General features: G+C 71.4%; 13 protein-coding genes and 1 pseudogene. 7 read left to right on the forward strand and 7 right to left on the reverse strand.

What is annotated here, in order from left to right; all coding sequences use genetic code 11:
* Positions 1-43: 43 nt before the first annotated feature.
* The 7 genes and pseudogenes from JT362_RS01600 to JT362_RS01630 all read left to right on the forward strand — a co-directional run bounded on the left by JT362_RS01600 (position 44) and on the right by JT362_RS01630 (position 9,260).
* Complete coding sequence (locus JT362_RS01600; RefSeq protein WP_260189170.1) at positions 44-991, forward strand: DUF5996 family protein; 948 nt, start codon at positions 44-46, stop codon at positions 989-991.
* Positions 992-1,164: 173 nt separating this feature from the next.
* Positions 1,165-2,433: pseudogene (locus JT362_RS01605) on the forward strand (Hsp70 family protein); the annotation flags it as partial.
* A 1,330-nt stretch (positions 2,434-3,763) separates the two neighbouring features.
* Entirely contained in the window at positions 3,764-4,393 is a 630-nt protein-coding gene (locus JT362_RS01610) for a TetR/AcrR family transcriptional regulator (RefSeq protein WP_260189171.1), read from the forward strand.
* A complete protein-coding gene (locus JT362_RS01615; RefSeq protein ID WP_260189172.1) occupies positions 4,390-5,994 on the forward strand; it encodes an MDR family MFS transporter in 1,605 nt (534 codons plus the stop codon). Before JT362_RS01610 ends, JT362_RS01615 begins: the two co-directional genes overlap by 4 nt.
* 32 nt (positions 5,995-6,026) lie before the next feature.
* The gene (locus JT362_RS01620; RefSeq protein WP_511261443.1) at positions 6,027-6,878 is read left to right on the forward strand and encodes a DUF72 domain-containing protein; all 852 of its coding nucleotides are present in this window, start codon (positions 6,027-6,029) and stop codon (positions 6,876-6,878) included.
* A 158-nt stretch (positions 6,879-7,036) separates the two neighbouring features.
* Positions 7,037-8,272 carry an acyl-CoA dehydrogenase family protein gene (locus JT362_RS01625; RefSeq protein ID WP_260189173.1) on the forward strand — a complete coding sequence of 412 codons (1,236 nt, stop codon included), beginning with the start codon at positions 7,037-7,039 and terminating at the stop codon, positions 8,270-8,272.
* Between the two features lie 103 nt (positions 8,273-8,375).
* Complete coding sequence (locus JT362_RS01630) at positions 8,376-9,260, forward strand: LysR family transcriptional regulator (RefSeq protein ID WP_260189174.1); 885 nt, start codon at positions 8,376-8,378, stop codon at positions 9,258-9,260.
* On the opposite strand, the gene JT362_RS01635 is transcribed toward JT362_RS01630, so the two are convergent.
* The 7 genes from JT362_RS01635 to JT362_RS01665 all read right to left on the reverse strand — a co-directional run bounded on the left by JT362_RS01635 (position 9,246) and on the right by JT362_RS01665 (position 15,876).
* The gene (locus JT362_RS01635; protein WP_260189175.1) at positions 9,246-10,061 is read right to left on the reverse strand and encodes a carbohydrate ABC transporter permease; all 816 of its coding nucleotides are present in this window, start codon (positions 10,059-10,061) and stop codon (positions 9,246-9,248) included. The two genes, JT362_RS01630 and JT362_RS01635, sit on opposite strands and share 15 nt — an antisense overlap.
* Positions 10,051-10,998 carry a carbohydrate ABC transporter permease gene (locus JT362_RS01640; protein WP_260189176.1) on the reverse strand — a complete coding sequence of 316 codons (948 nt, stop codon included), beginning with the start codon at positions 10,996-10,998 and terminating at the stop codon, positions 10,051-10,053. Before JT362_RS01640 ends, JT362_RS01635 begins: the two co-directional genes overlap by 11 nt.
* Positions 10,992-11,840, reverse strand: a complete 849-nt coding sequence (locus JT362_RS01645) for a metallophosphoesterase family protein (protein WP_260189177.1) — start codon at positions 11,838-11,840, stop codon at positions 10,992-10,994. Before JT362_RS01645 ends, JT362_RS01640 begins: the two co-directional genes overlap by 7 nt.
* The gene (locus JT362_RS01650) at positions 11,837-13,192 is read right to left on the reverse strand and encodes an ABC transporter substrate-binding protein (protein WP_260189178.1); all 1,356 of its coding nucleotides are present in this window, start codon (positions 13,190-13,192) and stop codon (positions 11,837-11,839) included. Before JT362_RS01650 ends, JT362_RS01645 begins: the two co-directional genes overlap by 4 nt.
* Positions 13,189-14,295: an ABC transporter ATP-binding protein gene (locus tag JT362_RS01655; RefSeq protein ID WP_260189179.1), complete on the reverse strand. Its 1,107-nt coding sequence runs from the start codon at positions 14,293-14,295 to the stop codon at positions 13,189-13,191. Before JT362_RS01655 ends, JT362_RS01650 begins: the two co-directional genes overlap by 4 nt.
* A gap of 151 nt (positions 14,296-14,446) precedes the next feature.
* The gene (locus tag JT362_RS01660) at positions 14,447-14,599 is read right to left on the reverse strand and encodes a hypothetical protein (protein WP_260189180.1); all 153 of its coding nucleotides are present in this window, start codon (positions 14,597-14,599) and stop codon (positions 14,447-14,449) included.
* A gap of 374 nt (positions 14,600-14,973) precedes the next feature.
* Positions 14,974-15,876 carry a sulfite exporter TauE/SafE family protein gene (locus JT362_RS01665; protein WP_260189181.1) on the reverse strand — a complete coding sequence of 301 codons (903 nt, stop codon included), beginning with the start codon at positions 15,874-15,876 and terminating at the stop codon, positions 14,974-14,976.
* Between the last annotated feature and the right edge of the window lie 7 nt (positions 15,877-15,883).

The following is a 15,883-nucleotide window of genomic DNA, read 5'->3' on the forward strand; positions in this document are numbered from 1 at the left end:
CCAACCACCGACCACAACGACCGCCACGAAGGACGTGCGAACGATGACCAGCCCTCCGACGACGAGTTGGCCGAGCCTGCGGGTATCGGACTGGACCCCCACCCGCGAAACCTTGCACATGTGGACCCAGATCGTGGGCAAGATCCGCATGGCCCACGCTCCGCTGGTCAACCACTGGTGGCAGGTGACCCTGTACGTCAGCCCGCGCGGGTTGACGACCTCGGCCATCCCGCACCGCGCGGGGGCCTTCGAGATCGAGTTCGACTTCCTCGGCCACCAGCTCGAGATCCGCGACAGCGACAGCGGCACGCGGAGCCTTCCGCTTCGGCCGATGCCGGTCGCCGAGTTCTACGCCCGGGTCCTCGACATGCTCGACCGGCTCGGGATCGAGGCACCGATCCGGCCGCACCCCAACGAGGTCGAGCCGGCGATCCCGTTCGCCGAGGACCACGAACACACCGCCTACGACGGCGAGGCGGCCGCGCTGTTCTGGCGACAGCTGCTGCAGGCGAACCGGGTGATCGGCGAGTTCCGGTCGCACTTCGTCGGCAAGGCCAGTCCGGTGCACTTCTTCTGGGGAGCGATGGACCTCGCCTGCACCCGCTTCTCCGGGCGGCCGGCCCCGCCGCACCCCGGCGGCGTGCCCAACTGCGGGGACTGGGTCATGGTTGAGGGCTACTCCCGGGAACTGTCCAGCTGCGGGTTCTGGCCCGGCGGTGGCGATGAAGGCGCCTTCTACTCCTACGCCTACCCCGAACCCGACGGGTTCGCCGACCAGCCGATCGGCCCGGAAGGCGCGTACTTCAGTACCGAGTTCCAGCAGTTCCTGCTGCCCTACGAGGTCGCCCGCGCCGCGCCCGACCCCGACCGCGCCGTCGCCGAGTTCCTCCACACCACCTACGAAGCCGCCGCGAACCGCGGCCGCTGGGACCGCTCCGCGCTGGAGGACGACCCCTTCCGGTGGCGGCGTCCAGAACCCGCGATCGACTGACGCCACCACCGGCCACCGATGGCCGGTTCGTGGCCTGGCGTCACGTACTCCCCGGACTCGATCATGCGGCTCGGGTCGCCGGCGCGCGGCGACGTCGGGAAGGGGAGCCAGGAGTGAGTACCAATGGGCCGGGCGGGGTTTCCGGCTCGGGTGAGGCGTGGGCCGGTGGGGTCGTGCGCGTTCTGTCCATCGACCTCGGAACGTCCAACACCGTGGCGGTGCTGTCCGCCCACGGCAGGCCGCCTCGGGTGGTCGATGTGGACGGTGCCTCGACGATGCCGTCCGCGGTGTTCGCCGCGGACGGGGGACGGCTGGTGGCCGGCCGGGAGGCGCTCCGCCTGGCGAGAACGGCGCCCGCCCGGTTCGAGCCCAACCCCAAGCGCCGCATCGACGAGGGGAACCTCCTGCTCGGCGACGCCGTGGTGCCGGTGGCGACCGCGCTCGCCGCGGTGCTCGGCAAGGTCGTCGCCGAAACCGGTCGCCAACTCGGCGGGAGCATGCCCGACCAGGTTCGGCTCACCCACCCCGCCCAGTGGGGCTCCGCGCGCCGCGCCGTCCTGCTCGACGCCGCCCGGCAGGCCGGCATCGACACCGATCTCCGCCTGGTGCCGGAGCCGGTCGCGGCGGCGGCGCACTTCGCGTCGGTGACCGGGCGGGTGCTCGTGCCGGGGCAGGCGCTCGCGGTCTACGACCTCGGCGCCGGCACGTTCGACGTGGCGGTGGTCGGTGCCGGGCAGCAGGGGCTGACGGTGCTGGCCGAGTCCGGGTTGACCGACCTCGGCGGCCGGGACATCGACCAGGCGCTGCTCGACCACCTCGGCCGGCAGGTGGTCGAGCGGGACCCGGACGGGTGGCAGCGGCTCGTCACCCCGCGGTCGGCGGAGGACCGGCGGGCGGCGCTCGTGTTGCGCGATGACGTCCGGGTCGCCAAGGAGGTGCTGTCCGAGCATCCGCAGACCGAGGTCGCGTTGCCGGAGCCGTTCGGTTCCGTGCTGATCACGCGGACCGAGTTGGAGACGCTGATCCGGCCGGGCCTGTGGCGCAGCGTCGAGCTGTTGGGGGCGACCACTCGCGGCGCCGGCCTGGACGTGCACTGGCTGACCGGCGTGTACCTGGTCGGCGGGTCGAGCCGGGTCCCGCTCGTCGCCACGCTCATGGCGGAGCGACTGGGGGTCGTCCCGACTGCCCTCGACCAGCCGGAGACCGCCGTCGCGCTCGGTGCGCACCAGGTCGACCTCAGCGGTGGCGGGCCGTTCACGCGGCCGACCGCCGCCACTCGTCTCCCCCAGGCTCATCAGCACGGGCTGGCGAACCCGGCGTTCAGGCGCGGGCCGCGCCGGGCCGCCGTGGTCGGCGCGCTGACCACGGTGATCGTCGCCGCGGTCGTCGCGGTCATCGTGCTGGCGCCGTGGCGGTCCGACTCCTCGTCGTCGACCCCGGACCCGTCCGCGCAGGACGCCGGCCCCAACGGGAAGTTCGGTTTCCACTGGTCACTGACCATGGAGGAGGCCGGGATCTTCGAGAGTCTGTGGGTGACGGACAGCAGTGTGGTGTTCGGACACTGGCAGGGCCTGACCGCCTACGACGTCGAATCCGGCACGGAACTCTGGTCCTGGGACTTCCCCGAGGGCGGCCACATGTGCAACATGAGCCAGTCCGTCACCGAGAACGGGCTCGGCGCCGTCATCTACGGGCCGAGCGGGGAGGACGGCGAGGACCTCTGCCACAACCTGCAGACCATCTCGCTGGAGACCGGTGAGCCCAACTGGGACGAACCCGTCTCCCTGGTGGCCGAGGGTTCCGACGCGACACTGGACAAGCTCGGCGGCATGGCGCTGTCCATCAACAGCGACATCGTCACCGCGCCCTACGCCGGCACCGCGTCCGAAACCGAGAACAGCACGGATGTGACCTGGGTCGACACGGAGAGCGGCGAACGCCTCGGGGCGACCGACGACGGCATCGCGCACCTGGACATCGGGTGCGGGCTGTCCGGCTACGCACACGCCTCGCCGGAGGGCATCATCGCGATCGCGACGTGCCCCAACGGCACGCCGATGGTGATGCAGCGGAAGACCGACGACCCGCGGTGGGTGGCCGCGACGAGGCTGGACGGCTGCGGCGAGATCTCGAACCGCACCGAAAGTGCCTTCATCCGCCAGGGCGGCTCGGAAGGTGACCTGGTGGTCGGTTGCTACCGGGGCGGATCCGTCCTGGGACACCTCACCCGGAGCATCGACGGCAGCGTCTTCCGGCCGGTCCCCCTCGACGGCCTGGCCACCGGCACGATCGTGAGCGCGGGCGGCGCGGCGCATCCACTGCAGAACCTCGTGACCGGGAAAGGCAGCGTGTACCTGCCCAGGGGCGAGGGCAGCACCAGCGACGGGGTGGTCGCGGTGACCGAGAACCACTCCTCGTGGGAGTACGCGTTCCGGGACACGACCGAGGTGCGGCTGATGGGCGTCGACCAGGACGCGGTGACGGTCATGGTGGTCACGCCGGGTCCGGCCGCGTTGTACACGATCTCGGGGCCGAACGAGATGGCGGAGGCTCCCGAACTGGCTCCCGACGTGGCCGACGAACTCGTCGACGCGGAGCGTTCCTACCGGGTCGGCGACTACCTCGTCTGTGGCTTCCGCGACCTCAGCAACGACCATCCGGTCATCGGCGTGGTGCGCATGGTGGAGTGATTTCGTGATCGAGGTCACACCGGGACTCAAGGTGCACTCCAGTGGTCATGGTGCAAAATTGCACCATGACCGGGATGGTGCAATGAACCTGCGCGAGGAGCGGATGGCCTCGACCGCTACCCGGCTCGCCACCCTGGCCCGGCAGCTGACCGTCGAGCACGGGCTGTCGGGGTTCACCGTCGACGAGGTGTGCGAGCGGGCCGGCGTGTCGCGGCGGACGTTCTTCAACTACTTCGCCAGCAAGGACGACGCCGTCCTGGGGCTGTCGGCGCGTGGGGACACCGCGGCGAAGGAGGAGCGCGAGACACGGTTCCTGGCGGGTGGGGACCCGACGAGCGACCGGACCTCGGCTCGGCTGCTGGACGACCTCGCCGAGTTGGCCATCGACCGGTGGACCAGTGCGGAGGTCACGGTCGAGCACGTTCGTGAAGTGCAGGCGGTCGTGGAGCGGGAACCACGGCTGCTGACCCGGTGCATCGAGCGGGTGCTGGCCGACGAACGGGTCGACATCGAGCTCGTCGAGCGCCGGGAAGGGCTTCCTGCCGGCGACCTGCGGGCCGCTACCGCCGTGTCGATCATGAACGCGCTGGCCGGGGCGACGTTCCGGGAGTTCCTCGCACCGGCCAACACCGACAGCCTCGCCGACATCCTCGCCCGTCGCCTCGCGGCGGCACGCGCACTGCTCAGCCACGACCTCGAACGGACGTCATGACCACCACCGAACCCGCACCGCTGCTGCTGACCCAGCGGCGCATCTGGATCATCTTCAGCGCGCTGATCGCGGGCATGCTCCTCGCCAGCCTCGACCAGACGATCGTGTCGACGGCGATGCCGACGCTGGTCGGGCAGCTCGGCGGGGTCGAGCACCAGGTGTGGATCACCACTGCCTATCTGCTCGCGACCACGATCGTGATGCCGATCTACGGCAAGTTCGGCGACGTGCTCGGCAGGCGGCGGCTGTTCCTCGTCGCCATCGCGCTGTTCACGCTGGCCTCGGTCGGGTGCGCGTTCGCCGACGACTTCTGGACGTTCGTCGTCTTCCGCGCGCTGCAGGGGCTGGGCGGCGGCGGGCTGATGATCCTGTCGCAGGCGATCATCGCCGACATCGTGCCCGCCAACGAGCGCGGCAAGTACCTCGGCCCGCTCGGTGCCATCTTCGGGCTGGCCGCGGTCGGCGGACCGCTGCTCGGCGGGTTCTTCGTCGACCACCTCACCTGGCGCTGGGCGTTCTACATCAACATCCCGATCGGGATCGCCGCCTTCGTCATCGCGTTCGTGGCGTTGACGCTGCCGGACAAGAAGGCCACCAAGCCGATCGACGTCCTCGGGGTCGTCTTCCTGTCCATCGCCACGACGTGCCTGATCTTCTTCACCGACTTCGGTGGCGACAACGCGCACGGGTGGAGCGCGCTGTCGACGTGGTCGTGGGGCACGGGTCTGGTGGTCGCGGCGGTCGCGTTCGTGCTGACCGAGCGGCGGGCGGCGGATCCGATCATCCCGCTGAGCCTGTTCCGGAACCGGATCTTCGTGAACGCCACGGCGATCGGTCTCGCGCTGGGGCTCGGCATGTTCGCCGCGATCAGCTTCGTGCCGACGTTCCTGCAGATGTCCTCCGGCACCTCGGCGGCGGCGTCGGGTCTGTTGCTCCTGCCGATGATGGTCGGCCTCATCATCACGTCGGTGCTCTCCGGCGCGTTGATCACCAAGACCGGCCGGTACCGGATGTACCCGATCCTCGGCACGGTCGTCACCGCGGCCGCCATGATCGCGATGACGTCACTCGCCGCGGACACGCCGATCTGGCTGGTCTGCTCGTACCTGTTCGTGTTCGGCGCCGGGCTCGGCCTGATCATCCAGGTCGTGGTGCTGGTCGTGCAGAACGCGGTGCCCGCGTCCGAGATCGGCACCGCGACGAGCACGAACAACTACTTCCGCGAGGTCGGCGGCGCGCTCGGCGTGGCGGTCTTCGGCACGATCTTCACCACGCGCCTGACCGAGAACCTCACCAGCGCGTTCACCGAGGCGGGTGCCTCGGCGAGCGACGCCGCGTCGGCCACGGCGACCCTCGACCCGACGGTGCTGAACCAGCTGCCGGAACCGGTGCGCGACCAGGTCGTCACGGCATACGCCGACGCGCTCGCACCGGTCTTCTGGTACCTGCTGCCGTTCATCGGGGTGGCGTTCCTGCTGTCGTTGTTCCTCAAGCAGATCCCGCTGTCGGACGTGGCCGGCCTGGTCGCCCGCGGCGAGGCCATCGGCGGCGAGGAGGCCGAGCGCAGGGAGGCCGAGATCCGCACGGAGACCACGAGGTAGGTTTCACTTCCGACCGACGGGAGCTGGGTGGCGTGGCACGTCTTCATGTCGGCTGCGCGATGTGGACCCACAAGGCGTGGCCAGGGCGGTTCCTGCCGCGGTCGCTGCCGGCCGGGGAGCGCCTGCGGGCCTACGCCGGCTGGTGCAACGCGGTCGAGGGCAACACCACCTTCTACGCGACCCCCGCCAGAGACACCGTCGCGGCCTGGGCACGGCAGACCGACCCCGGCTTCCGGTTCGTGGTCAAACTGCCCAAGGCCGTCACGCACGAGCGCCGGTTCACCGGTGTCGAGACCGAGATGCGGGCGTTCCTGGACGCGATCGAACCCCTCGGCGACCGGGCGGTCCTGTGGGTGCAGGTGCCCGGCTCGTTCGGCCCCTCGGACGTCGACGCCCTCGGCCGCTTCCTGCGCCGGCTCCCCGCCGGCCGCCGGCGCGCCGTGGAGGTGCGCCACCCCGGGTTCTTCACCGACGCCGCCTCGACGTCGCTGCTGGAACGAACGGTCGCCGACGCGGACGCCGAGTGGGTGCCGTTCGACACCACGGTCTTCTTCCGAAGCCCACCGACCAGCGACGCCGAGCAGGACGCCTGGGCGAAGAAACCGCGACTGCCGCGACGCACGCGGGCGCTGACCGACCGGCCGATCGTCCGGTACCTGGGCCGGGACTCGGTCGAGGAGACCGTCGAGGGGTGGCGCCCGTGGACCGAAGTGGTCGCCGCCTGGCTGCGCGAGGGCCGCTCGCCGACGGTCTTCGTACACACCCCCGACAACGACGACGCCCCGGCACTCGCCCGCCACTTCCACGACGACGTGCGAGCACTGGTACCCGGCCTCGACGCACTGCCCGAACCGGAACCGCTCGAGCCGGCGACCCTGTTCTGAACGTCCCGCTGTCCTGGTGGGCGCGGGGAAACCGCCGACGACGGGGGTGGCGCCCGCCGCCCGCGTCGATGACGCCGGTGAGCCGCGCCTGGCGGTGCGGAGCCGATCCACGCGATCCTGGCTCGTACCACCGAGGCGACCGCGAAGGGGTCACACCGATGACGGTTTCTTTCCTTCTGTCTCCGGAGCAGGAACAGCTCAAGGCGGCCGCCCGCGGCTTCGCCCGGGAGCGGCTGCGAGACCTCGCCGCGGCAACGCGGGCCGAGCGTGATCCACGGACTCGGGCGCTGCTGTCCCGACCGGTGTTCGAGAACGCCGTCGCGGCGGGATTCCTCAAGGGCCTGATCCCGGTTCCGTTCGGCGGGAACGCGGCCGGTGGTGTCGACGCCGCCATCCTCATCGAGGAGTGGGCGGCGGAGAGCCCCGACTTCGTCATCTCGATGGCCGGCCCGCTGATCGCGCTGGCGCCCGTCTACCAGGTGGGCACCCCGGCACAGGTCAAGCGCTTCGTACGCCCCTTCCTGGTCGACTCCGGCGCGCCACTGGCGGCCATGGCCTTCAGCGAGCCGGACGGCAGCGCGAACTTCGACGCCGAGGGACGCTGCCAAGGGATACGCACCACCGCGGTCCCCGACGGCGACGAGTGGGTCGTCAACGGGCGCAAGGCCTGGGCGTCGCACCTGTGCGGCTGGGACGGCGACGGCCCGGACGTGATGACCATCGTCTGCCGCACCCCCGGCGGCGTATCGCTCGTCGTCGCCGAACGCGAACACCTGGCCGGCCGGATCGAGGTGGAGGAGTACTACGACCTGCCCGGCCTCAAGGGCTGTCTGACCACCCGCGTCCGGCTCACCGACGTGCGCGTTCCGCTGGGCAACCTCCTCGGCGAGGAAGGACAGGGAGTGGACCTGACCCGGGACGCGTTCCTTCCCAGCGGCGCGTCGATCGGCGTCTTCGCCACCGCCGCCATGCGGCAGGCCTTCGACGTCGCCCACCGGTTCGCCAGCACCGAGCGGCGCGGCGGCCCGGTGCCGATCATCGAGTACCAGGCCGTGTCCGACGTCCTCGCCGATGCCAAGGGGAAGATCGAAGCCGTCCGGTTGCTGGCCTGGCGAGCGCTGGACGCGGTGCTGTCCGGGCATCCCAGCGGCCCAGAACTCGCCCTGCACGCCAAGGTCTTCGGCTCCGAGACCGGCGTCGCGGTCGTCAACGACCTCGTCAAGGTCATCGGCGTTACCGCGTACGACGAGGGGTTCCCGATCGTCCGCCACCTGATGGACGCCCTGTCGTACCCGGTCATCGAAGGGAGCAACGTCGGCGTGCGGCGCAGGCAGTTGCAGACGCTGTTCCGCACCCCGGGCTACGACCCACTCGCCGCCTCGGGCATGGCCTGAACGCCGCGCACGATGTCCACCTGGCCTTCCGCCACGGCTACCGCGTGGCCAGGCGGCGTTCACCCGCCCGTGCCTATGATCCGGCCGACCCGGGAGGTTGGCGGTGGAGTTGCGGCACCTGAACGCGTTCCTGGCCGTCGCCGAGGAGTTGCACTTCGGGCGGGCGGCCGCCCGGTTGCACGTCGCGCAGCCGTCGCTGTCCGCGCACCTGCAGCGGCTGGAGCGTGATGTCGGGGTACGGCTCGTGGCCCGCAACTCCCATGACGTGCGGCTCACGCCGGCGGGGACGGCGTTCCTGCCGCTCGCCAGGGACGTGGTGGACCGGCTGGCGCGGGCCGCGGAGACCGCGCGGGCGGTGGACGCCGGGCGGGTCGGCACGGTCCGCGTCGGCTACAACTTCCCGGCCGGCCAGCGGATCCTGCCCGACCTGCTCGCCACGCTGGGCAGGCGGTACCCGGCGGTCGACGTCGACCTGGTCGAGCTGCGGACCGGTCCGCAGCTCGCCGCGTTGATGGACGGCCGGCTGGACGTCGCGATGGTGTACGGCCGGCCCGCGGGCACCGAACTGGCCAGCAGGCTGCTGCTGCGGGTGCCGCTGGTCGCCGTGGTCGGCACCGGACACCGGTGGGCTGGGCGGGAGCGGGTGCCGTTCGGCGAGCTGGCGACCGAGACGTGCGTGTTGTTCCGCCGCGCCCAGTCCTCGGCCATGTACGACGCCATCCAGTCCGCGGCGAGGACCAGCGGCATCCGGCTGACCGTGGCCGAGGAGGTCGACGACCCCGGCGCCACCGCGATCCTGGTCGCGGCGAAGCCGATCGTCGGGTTCGCCTCGGCGTTGCGCGGCCGGCTCGCTCCTGGTGCGCGGACCGCGGCGGTCGCGCTGTACGACCCGGTGCCGATCCTGGAGCTGCACGCGGTGTGGCGCACCGACCGTGGTCCGGCGGTCGACGCGTTCGTCGACTGCCTGCCGCCGTCACTTCAGCCCTGACCGGACGAACGCCTGCACGATGTGCCGCTGCAGCACCAGGTACAGCACGAACACCGGCAGGCACGCGAGCCCGGCGGTCGCCATCAGCGGACCCCAGTCGTTGCCCTCGGTGCCCATGAAGCTCCGCAGCCCCAGCTGCACGACCGCGTTGCCGCGCTGCAACACCATGGCCGGCCAGAAGTACTCGTTCCACGCCGTGATCACCAGCAGGATGCCCAGTGCCGCGAGGGCGGGCCGGATCACCGGCACCACGACCGTCCACAGGATGTTCCAGGACGAGCGGCCGTCCATCCTGGCCGCGTCGAGCAGTTCCTTGGGGAAGCCGGCCAGGTGTTCCCGCAGCAGGAGCACCCCCAGCGCGGAGCACAGGTTCGGGATGATCACGCCGGCGAGCGTCTCGAGCAGCCCGAGGCGGGCGAGCAGGACGTAGTTCGGCAGCATCGTCGCCTGGAACGGCACCAGCCAGGTGCCGACGAACATCAGGTACAGCGTGCGCCGCAGCGGAAAGGTCCACGCGGCGAACGCGTACGCGGCGAGCAGCCCGACCAGCAGCTGACCCGCGGCGCTCAGCAGCGCGACGATCGCCGTGTTGGCCAGCATGCGGGCGACGTCGTTGTTCGCGAACGCGGCCGCGTAGTTCGCCGTGGACAGTGGCCACGGCAGGATCGTGAGCGAGTGCACGTCGCCCGGCGCGCGCAGCGAGGTGGCGTAGAGCCAGTAGATCGGGAACGCGCACGCGATGCTCAGCACCGTGAGCACGACGTGGCCGGTGATCCGCCGCAGGCGGGTGTCAGTCGTCATGGTGCGTCAGCCGATCCGCGAGCCGGGTCAGCAACGCGGCCACCACGATGAAGCCGACGAAGAACAGCACGCCAGCCGCGGCCGCGAGCCCGGCGTCGTGGCTGCGGAAACCCAGCTCCCACAACAGGTAGTACACGTTCGTGGTCGCGCCGACCGGGCCGCCCTGGGTGAGCGTGTCGATCAGCGGGAACGTCCACTGCGCGGAGAGGAGCACGGTCATCAGGCCGAGGAACGCCAGCGTGGGCGACAGCAGCGGCAACGTCACCCACCGCGTCACCTGGCCGGGCGTCGCGCCGTCGACCCGGGCCGCGTCGCCGTAGTCCGGGTTGATGCCCGTCATCCCGGCCCACACGACCAGCACCGCGAACCCGACGACGTGCCAGCCGGTGATCACGATCAGCGACAGCTGCGCGGTCGAGGTGGTGTTGAGCCAGTTCAGGTCGGTGCCGAGCACCCGGTTCACCGCACCGGCCGACGGGTCGAGCAGCCACTGCCACACGGCCGCGCCGGCGACCGGGGCGACGAGCATCGGCGCGAACACCAGCGCCCGGTACACGGCCTGCGCCCGGCCGCGGATCCGGCGGACCAGCAACGCGACCACGACGGGGATCGCCACGGTGAACGGCAACATCCCGGCGATCACCTCGACCGTGTGCCACACCGCCTCGCCGAGTTCGCCGGTGGTGAGCAGCCGCTCGTAGTTGGCGGTGCCGACGGCGGCCATCGGTGAGGTGGGAACCAGGTTCCACGAGTGGAACGACAGGTACGCCGTCTGCGCGAGCGGCTGGTAGGTCCACACGACCAGCAACGCGACCGCGGGCGCGAGGTAGGCGTACGGCACGATCCCGCGGCGCAGCCGGTGCCACCCGGAGAGCCGGACGGCGGGCACCGTCCGGCTCACGGGCCGGGTGACGACCTCGAAGGTGCCGGTCACCATGTGGCGATGACCTCGCGCATGTACCGGAGTCGTTCCGCCGAGGACACGTCGTACACCGTCGTGGCCCGCGAGACCGGCACCGCGGTGGCGACGATCTGGTCGCCGAACACGTCGATGCGGGTGAAAGCCGAGTCGGCGGCCGCGCGCAGCCTGCCGCGCGGCGGAACGGGGGCCACGCCGTAGGCGAGCGCCGGGCCGACCCACACCGGGATCCCGGCGAGCGCGCCGGCGCCCGTGTGGTGGGCGTGGCCGGTGACGACGAGCCGCACGTCGGTGCCCGTGAGCACGGCGGCGAGGTTCTCCGCGTTCCGCAGGCGAAGCAGGTCGACGGACGGCACCGGGGACCGCAGCGGCGGGTGGTGGCAGACCAGGACGCTGCCGCGCTCCGCCGGTTCGGCCAGTTCGGCGGCGAGCCGGTCGAGTTGGCCGGTGGACAGGTGCCCGTCGTGGCGTCCCGGCTCGCTCGTGTCGAGCACGACCACCCGCAGCCCGCCGATCGTGACGACCGTGTCGTGTTCCGCCGTGGACGGTGCGGTACCGAGCAGTTCGGTGTGGAAGGCGGCGCGGTCGTCGTGGTTGCCCATCACGTACACGACCTCGGCGCCGACGCTTGCCGCCGCCGGTTCGACCAGGCCACGCAGCCGTCGGTACGCGGCCGGGTCGCCGTTGTCGGTGAGGTCACCGGTCAGCAGGAACGCCGAGGCCGGCAGCGCGGCGGCCTCGATCGTGTCGAGCGCGGCCGCCAGGTGCGCGGTGGTGTCGACCACGTCGTGCATGAGCACGCCATCGGGGAGGATGTGCGGGTCCGACAGCTGGACGAGGGTGAGGTCGGGGCCGGTCACCGGTCACCGTCCGGCAGCAGGTCGGACACCTCGTCCTGCTTGGCCCGCAGGGACTCCGCCGGGTCGGCGCCGTGGAAGACCGCGTTCTCGACGGCCTCCATCATGCCGTCGCGGATCTGCAGGTAGCTCGTGCCCGGCATGGACACCCACGGCTCCATGCGGTCGAGCTGGGCCAGGTTCGGCCGCAGGTAGGGGTTCTCCTCCGCCCACGACTTCAGCCCGTCCGGGTCGTCGACCAGGCCGGTGCGCAGCGGGAGGTACCCGATCTTCTCGGCGATCGTGGTGTACGCGCGTTCGCTGGTGAGGAAGGTGATCAGCTCCCACGCGGCCCGCTGCTTCGCGGGGTCGGACGCGAACACGAACAGCGCCGCACCGGAGTTCGTGGGCACGGCCTCCCTGCCCGTGAAGCTCGGCATCGCGGCGGCGCCCAGGTCCCACTTTCCGGTCGCGCCCTTGAGGAACGTGCCCTGGATGGCGCTCGACTCGAGGATCATGCCGAGGTCTCCCCGGGAGAACGCCTCGACGGCCTGCGTCTGGGTGAGGTTCGGCATGAGGCCGTCGGTGACGAGACCCTTCATGGTGGTGACGGCGTCCACCGCGGGCTGCTCGGCGAACGTGAGCCGCGTGCGGTCCTCGGAGATGACGCGGCCGCCGTTCGACCGGACCAGGGCCTGGAAGCACCAGTCCTTGGCGGCCTTGGTGAGGCAGTCGACGTAGGCGCCGCCCTTGCCCGTCGCGTCCGTCACGGCCTTCGCGGCGGTGGCCACCTCGTCCCAGGTGGACGGTGCGCGCTCCTGGTCGAGACCGGCCTCGGCGAAGAGGGTCTTGTTGTAGTACAGCATCGGCGTGGAGAACACGAACGGCACGCCGTACGTCTTGCCGTTCCAGTCACCGAGGGTGCGGGCCGAGTCGGCGTAGGGGTGGGTGTCGCCGTCGAAGTTGGCCCGCACGGCGTCCGTGCCGACGAGGTCGTCCAGCGGGGCCGCGTTCAGCTCGTTGATCGCGAAGTCCAGGTCGGAGAAGCCGAGCTGGACCACGTCCGGCGCGTGTCCGGCGGTGAGCTGGCTCTGCAGGCTGGAGATCGTGTCGGTTGCCGGGTTCGCGCTGTTGCCCTGCGGCTTCTGCGCGGTCACGTCGATGTTCGGGTGCGCCTGCTCGAAGGCGTCGATCAGCTCGGTGAACGTGTCGGTCCACGGTCCGGCCTGCCCGAAGTTGTAGCTCTCGAGCACGATCGACACCTGCTGGTCGGATGCCAGTTCCGGCACGCGGTCGACGGGTGCGGCCGGGTCGGTGCCGCCGATGCCGCAGCCCGCGACGACGAGCGTGGCGGCGACGCACAGGGTTCTCTTCACGCGAAGTTCCTTTCCGGTGTGGCGATGTCGGCGGTCCGCCAGACGAGGCGGCCGCCGGTGCCGGGGTCGAAGAGGTGGAGGTGTTCGGGGCGGGCGGTGAGGCCCACACGGTCGCCCGCGGCGAGGCGCAGCGGTCGCGGGCCGCGGACGGCCAGCGTGTGCGTGCCGGCGCGGCAGTGGGCGACCTCGTCCCCGCCGAGGTTCTCGACGGCGGTGACCACGGCCCGGATGCCGGGTTCGCCGGTGAGCGTGAGGTGCTCCGGGCGGACACCGAGCAGCACGTCGCGTCCCGGGGTCGTCGCGTCGATGCCGAGTGGCAGGTCGAGGTCGGTGGCCCGGACGGTCAGGCCGCCGTCGGTGGCGACGACCGTGGCGGGGACGATGTTCATCGCCGGTGCGCCGAGGAACGTCGCGACGAACACCGACGCTGGTTCGTCGTACACCTCGGCCGGCGTGCCGGCCTGCTCGACCCGGCCCTGGTCGAGCACCGCGACGCGGGTGGCCATCGTCATGGCCTCGACCTGGTCGTGGGTGACGTAGACGATGGTGGCGCCGAGCGCGCGGTGCAGTTCGGCGATCTCCGCGCGGGTCGTGGCCCGTAGCCGGGCGTCCAGGTTGGACAGCGGCTCGTCCATGAGGAACGCGCCGGGGTCGCGGACCAGCGCGCGGCCGAGCGCGACGCGTTGCCGTTGCCCGCCGGACAGCTCCCTCGGCTTGCGGTCCAGCAGCGCCGAGAGGTCCAGCGCGCCGGCGACCTCGGTGACCTTCCGCCGGATGTCGGCCCGTGACCGGCGGCGGGCGCGCAGCGGGAAGCCGATGTTGCCCGCGACCGAGAGGTGCGGGTACAGCGCGTAGCTCTGGAAGACCATCGCCACGTCCCGCCGCTGTGGTGGCACGGTGGTGACGTCGGTGTCGTCGAGCAGCACCCGGCCGGCCGTCGGCGGCAGCAGACCGGCGATCATCCGCAACAGCGTCGACTTGCCGCAACCGCTCGGGCCGAGCAGCACCAGCAGTTCGCCGTCGGCCACGTCCAGCCAAACATCGTCAACGGCGGTGACCGACCCGAACCGCCGGGTCAGTCCCTGCAGTCGCACACGGCTCACGGCCCACCTCGTCTCCTCCGGGATCGAACGGGCTCCACCGCACCAGCGGCCGGTGGCCACGTGATGAACAGCGGGAGCCTGCTACCCGTGGACACGGCCTCACCTGCGGCGATAGGAAACGGCGATCGGAAAAGCCGATCGCCCGATCCGGCTAGCGCACCGCGTAGGCGGCGGTCACGGAGGCGGAGCCCGACAGCCGGACGACGAGGTGGTGGTCGTCGATGCCGATCAGGTCACCGGGGAGGTCGTCGGACAGGCCCGGGCCGTTCCGGTCGACGGCCCACGTGACGCGGTTGTCGGTCACGAAGACGTGGTCGCGCCAGACCGCCCGCGCGGTCGTGGCGCCGTTCTCGGGGCCTGGTGGCTTTCCCGAGTGCGGACGTCGAAGGCGATCACGGTGCTGTGGTCTGTCGTGCAGGAGGACCGGGCGCCCCAGTCCCAGCCCAGGCGGGTGTTCTCCGTGCCGGTCGACACGTCGATCATGATGGCCGCGTCGCGGTCGGCGCCCGGGCGTACACGAGCGTGACGTCACCTGTCGGCCCGTGGCGGCGTCGAGCCCGACGACAGCCGAATCGGCGGCGTCCTGGTCGGGTGACAGCGCGCTGATCTCGCCGAGGACCCGGTCGCCGGCCACGAACCGGGGCCAGGCGTCCTGGGCGTCCCACCGGAGCGCGGGAGCTATTGGTCCTGGCGAGGCGGGCCGGGGCTTCCGACCGCGCGGTCGACGGGTTCCTTCGCTGACTTCCGCCGGGACCGGACCAGCAGCAACAGGGCCACCGCGACCATGGCGCCACCAACCCACAGCACCACGGCGTCGGACGCGCCGAGGAGCTTGAGCGCCGACGCCGCCAGCACGATCAGCAGGGCCGACCGGATCAGTCCGGCGGGTGCTCGGGACGACAACCGCGCGCCGAGGTAGACGGCGGGCAGGGCGCCCAGCAGGAGTGCCCCGGTCAGGTGGAACTCGACGTCACCGAACAGCAGGTGGCCCAGCGCGGCCGCGCCCACCAGGGGGATGGCCTGCATCAGATCCGTGCCGACCAGCCGTGCCATGGTCAGGCCGGGGTAGAGCAGCATCAGGGCGACGATGATCAGGGAGCCGGAGCCGACGCTGGTGACCCCGACCACCAACCCACCCACCACCCCCACGAGGACGGTGGGCACCGGCCGGACGGTGACGGCGGCCGGCTCGCGCACGCGGACCCGTTCGATGATCGCCCGCACCACCACCGTCGACACGGCGAGCAGCAGCGCTACGGCCAGACCGGCGCGGATCACGGACTGCAACGACGCCGGATCGGTCAGCACGCGCAGCAGGAGCACCGAGCAGAACGCCGCCGGCACCGAGCCGTAACACAGCAGTCGCACCAGGCGCATGTCGACGGTGCCGCGCCGCTGGTGGACGGCCGCGCCGACCGGCTTCATCGCCACCGAGGCCAGTAGGTCGCTGGACACCGCCGTGAGCGGGTCGACCTTGAAGAACAACACCAGGATGGGCGTCATCAACGCTCCACCGCCCATGCCGGTGAGCCCGACGACGAAGCCGACCAGGACGCCGGCGAGCACGAGGTGCCAGTCCATCACGCAC

Source organism: Actinophytocola gossypii (assembly GCF_025165815.1).
GTDB lineage: Bacteria > Actinomycetota > Actinomycetes > Mycobacteriales > Pseudonocardiaceae > Actinophytocola > Actinophytocola gossypii.

Bases quoted from the DNA above. Each gene is read 5' to 3' on its own strand.
- JT362_RS01610 (WP_260189171.1), top strand. From the start codon at position 3,764: ATGAACCTGCGCGAGGAGCGGATGGCCTCGACCGCTACCCGGCTCGCC.
- JT362_RS01635 (WP_260189175.1), bottom strand. From the start codon at position 10,061: ATGACGACTGACACCCGCCTGCGGCGGATCACCGGCCACGTCGTGCTC.
- JT362_RS01640 (WP_260189176.1), bottom strand. From the start codon at position 10,998: ATGGTGACCGGCACCTTCGAGGTCGTCACCCGGCCCGTGAGCCGGACG.
- JT362_RS01665 (WP_260189181.1), bottom strand. From the start codon at position 15,876: ATGGACTGGCACCTCGTGCTCGCCGGCGTCCTGGTCGGCTTCGTCGTC.
- JT362_RS01600 (WP_260189170.1), top strand. From the start codon at position 44: ATGACCAGCCCTCCGACGACGAGTTGGCCGAGCCTGCGGGTATCGGAC.
- JT362_RS01625 (WP_260189173.1), top strand. From the start codon at position 7,037: ATGACGGTTTCTTTCCTTCTGTCTCCGGAGCAGGAACAGCTCAAGGCG.
- JT362_RS01615 (WP_260189172.1), top strand. From the start codon at position 4,390: ATGACCACCACCGAACCCGCACCGCTGCTGCTGACCCAGCGGCGCATC.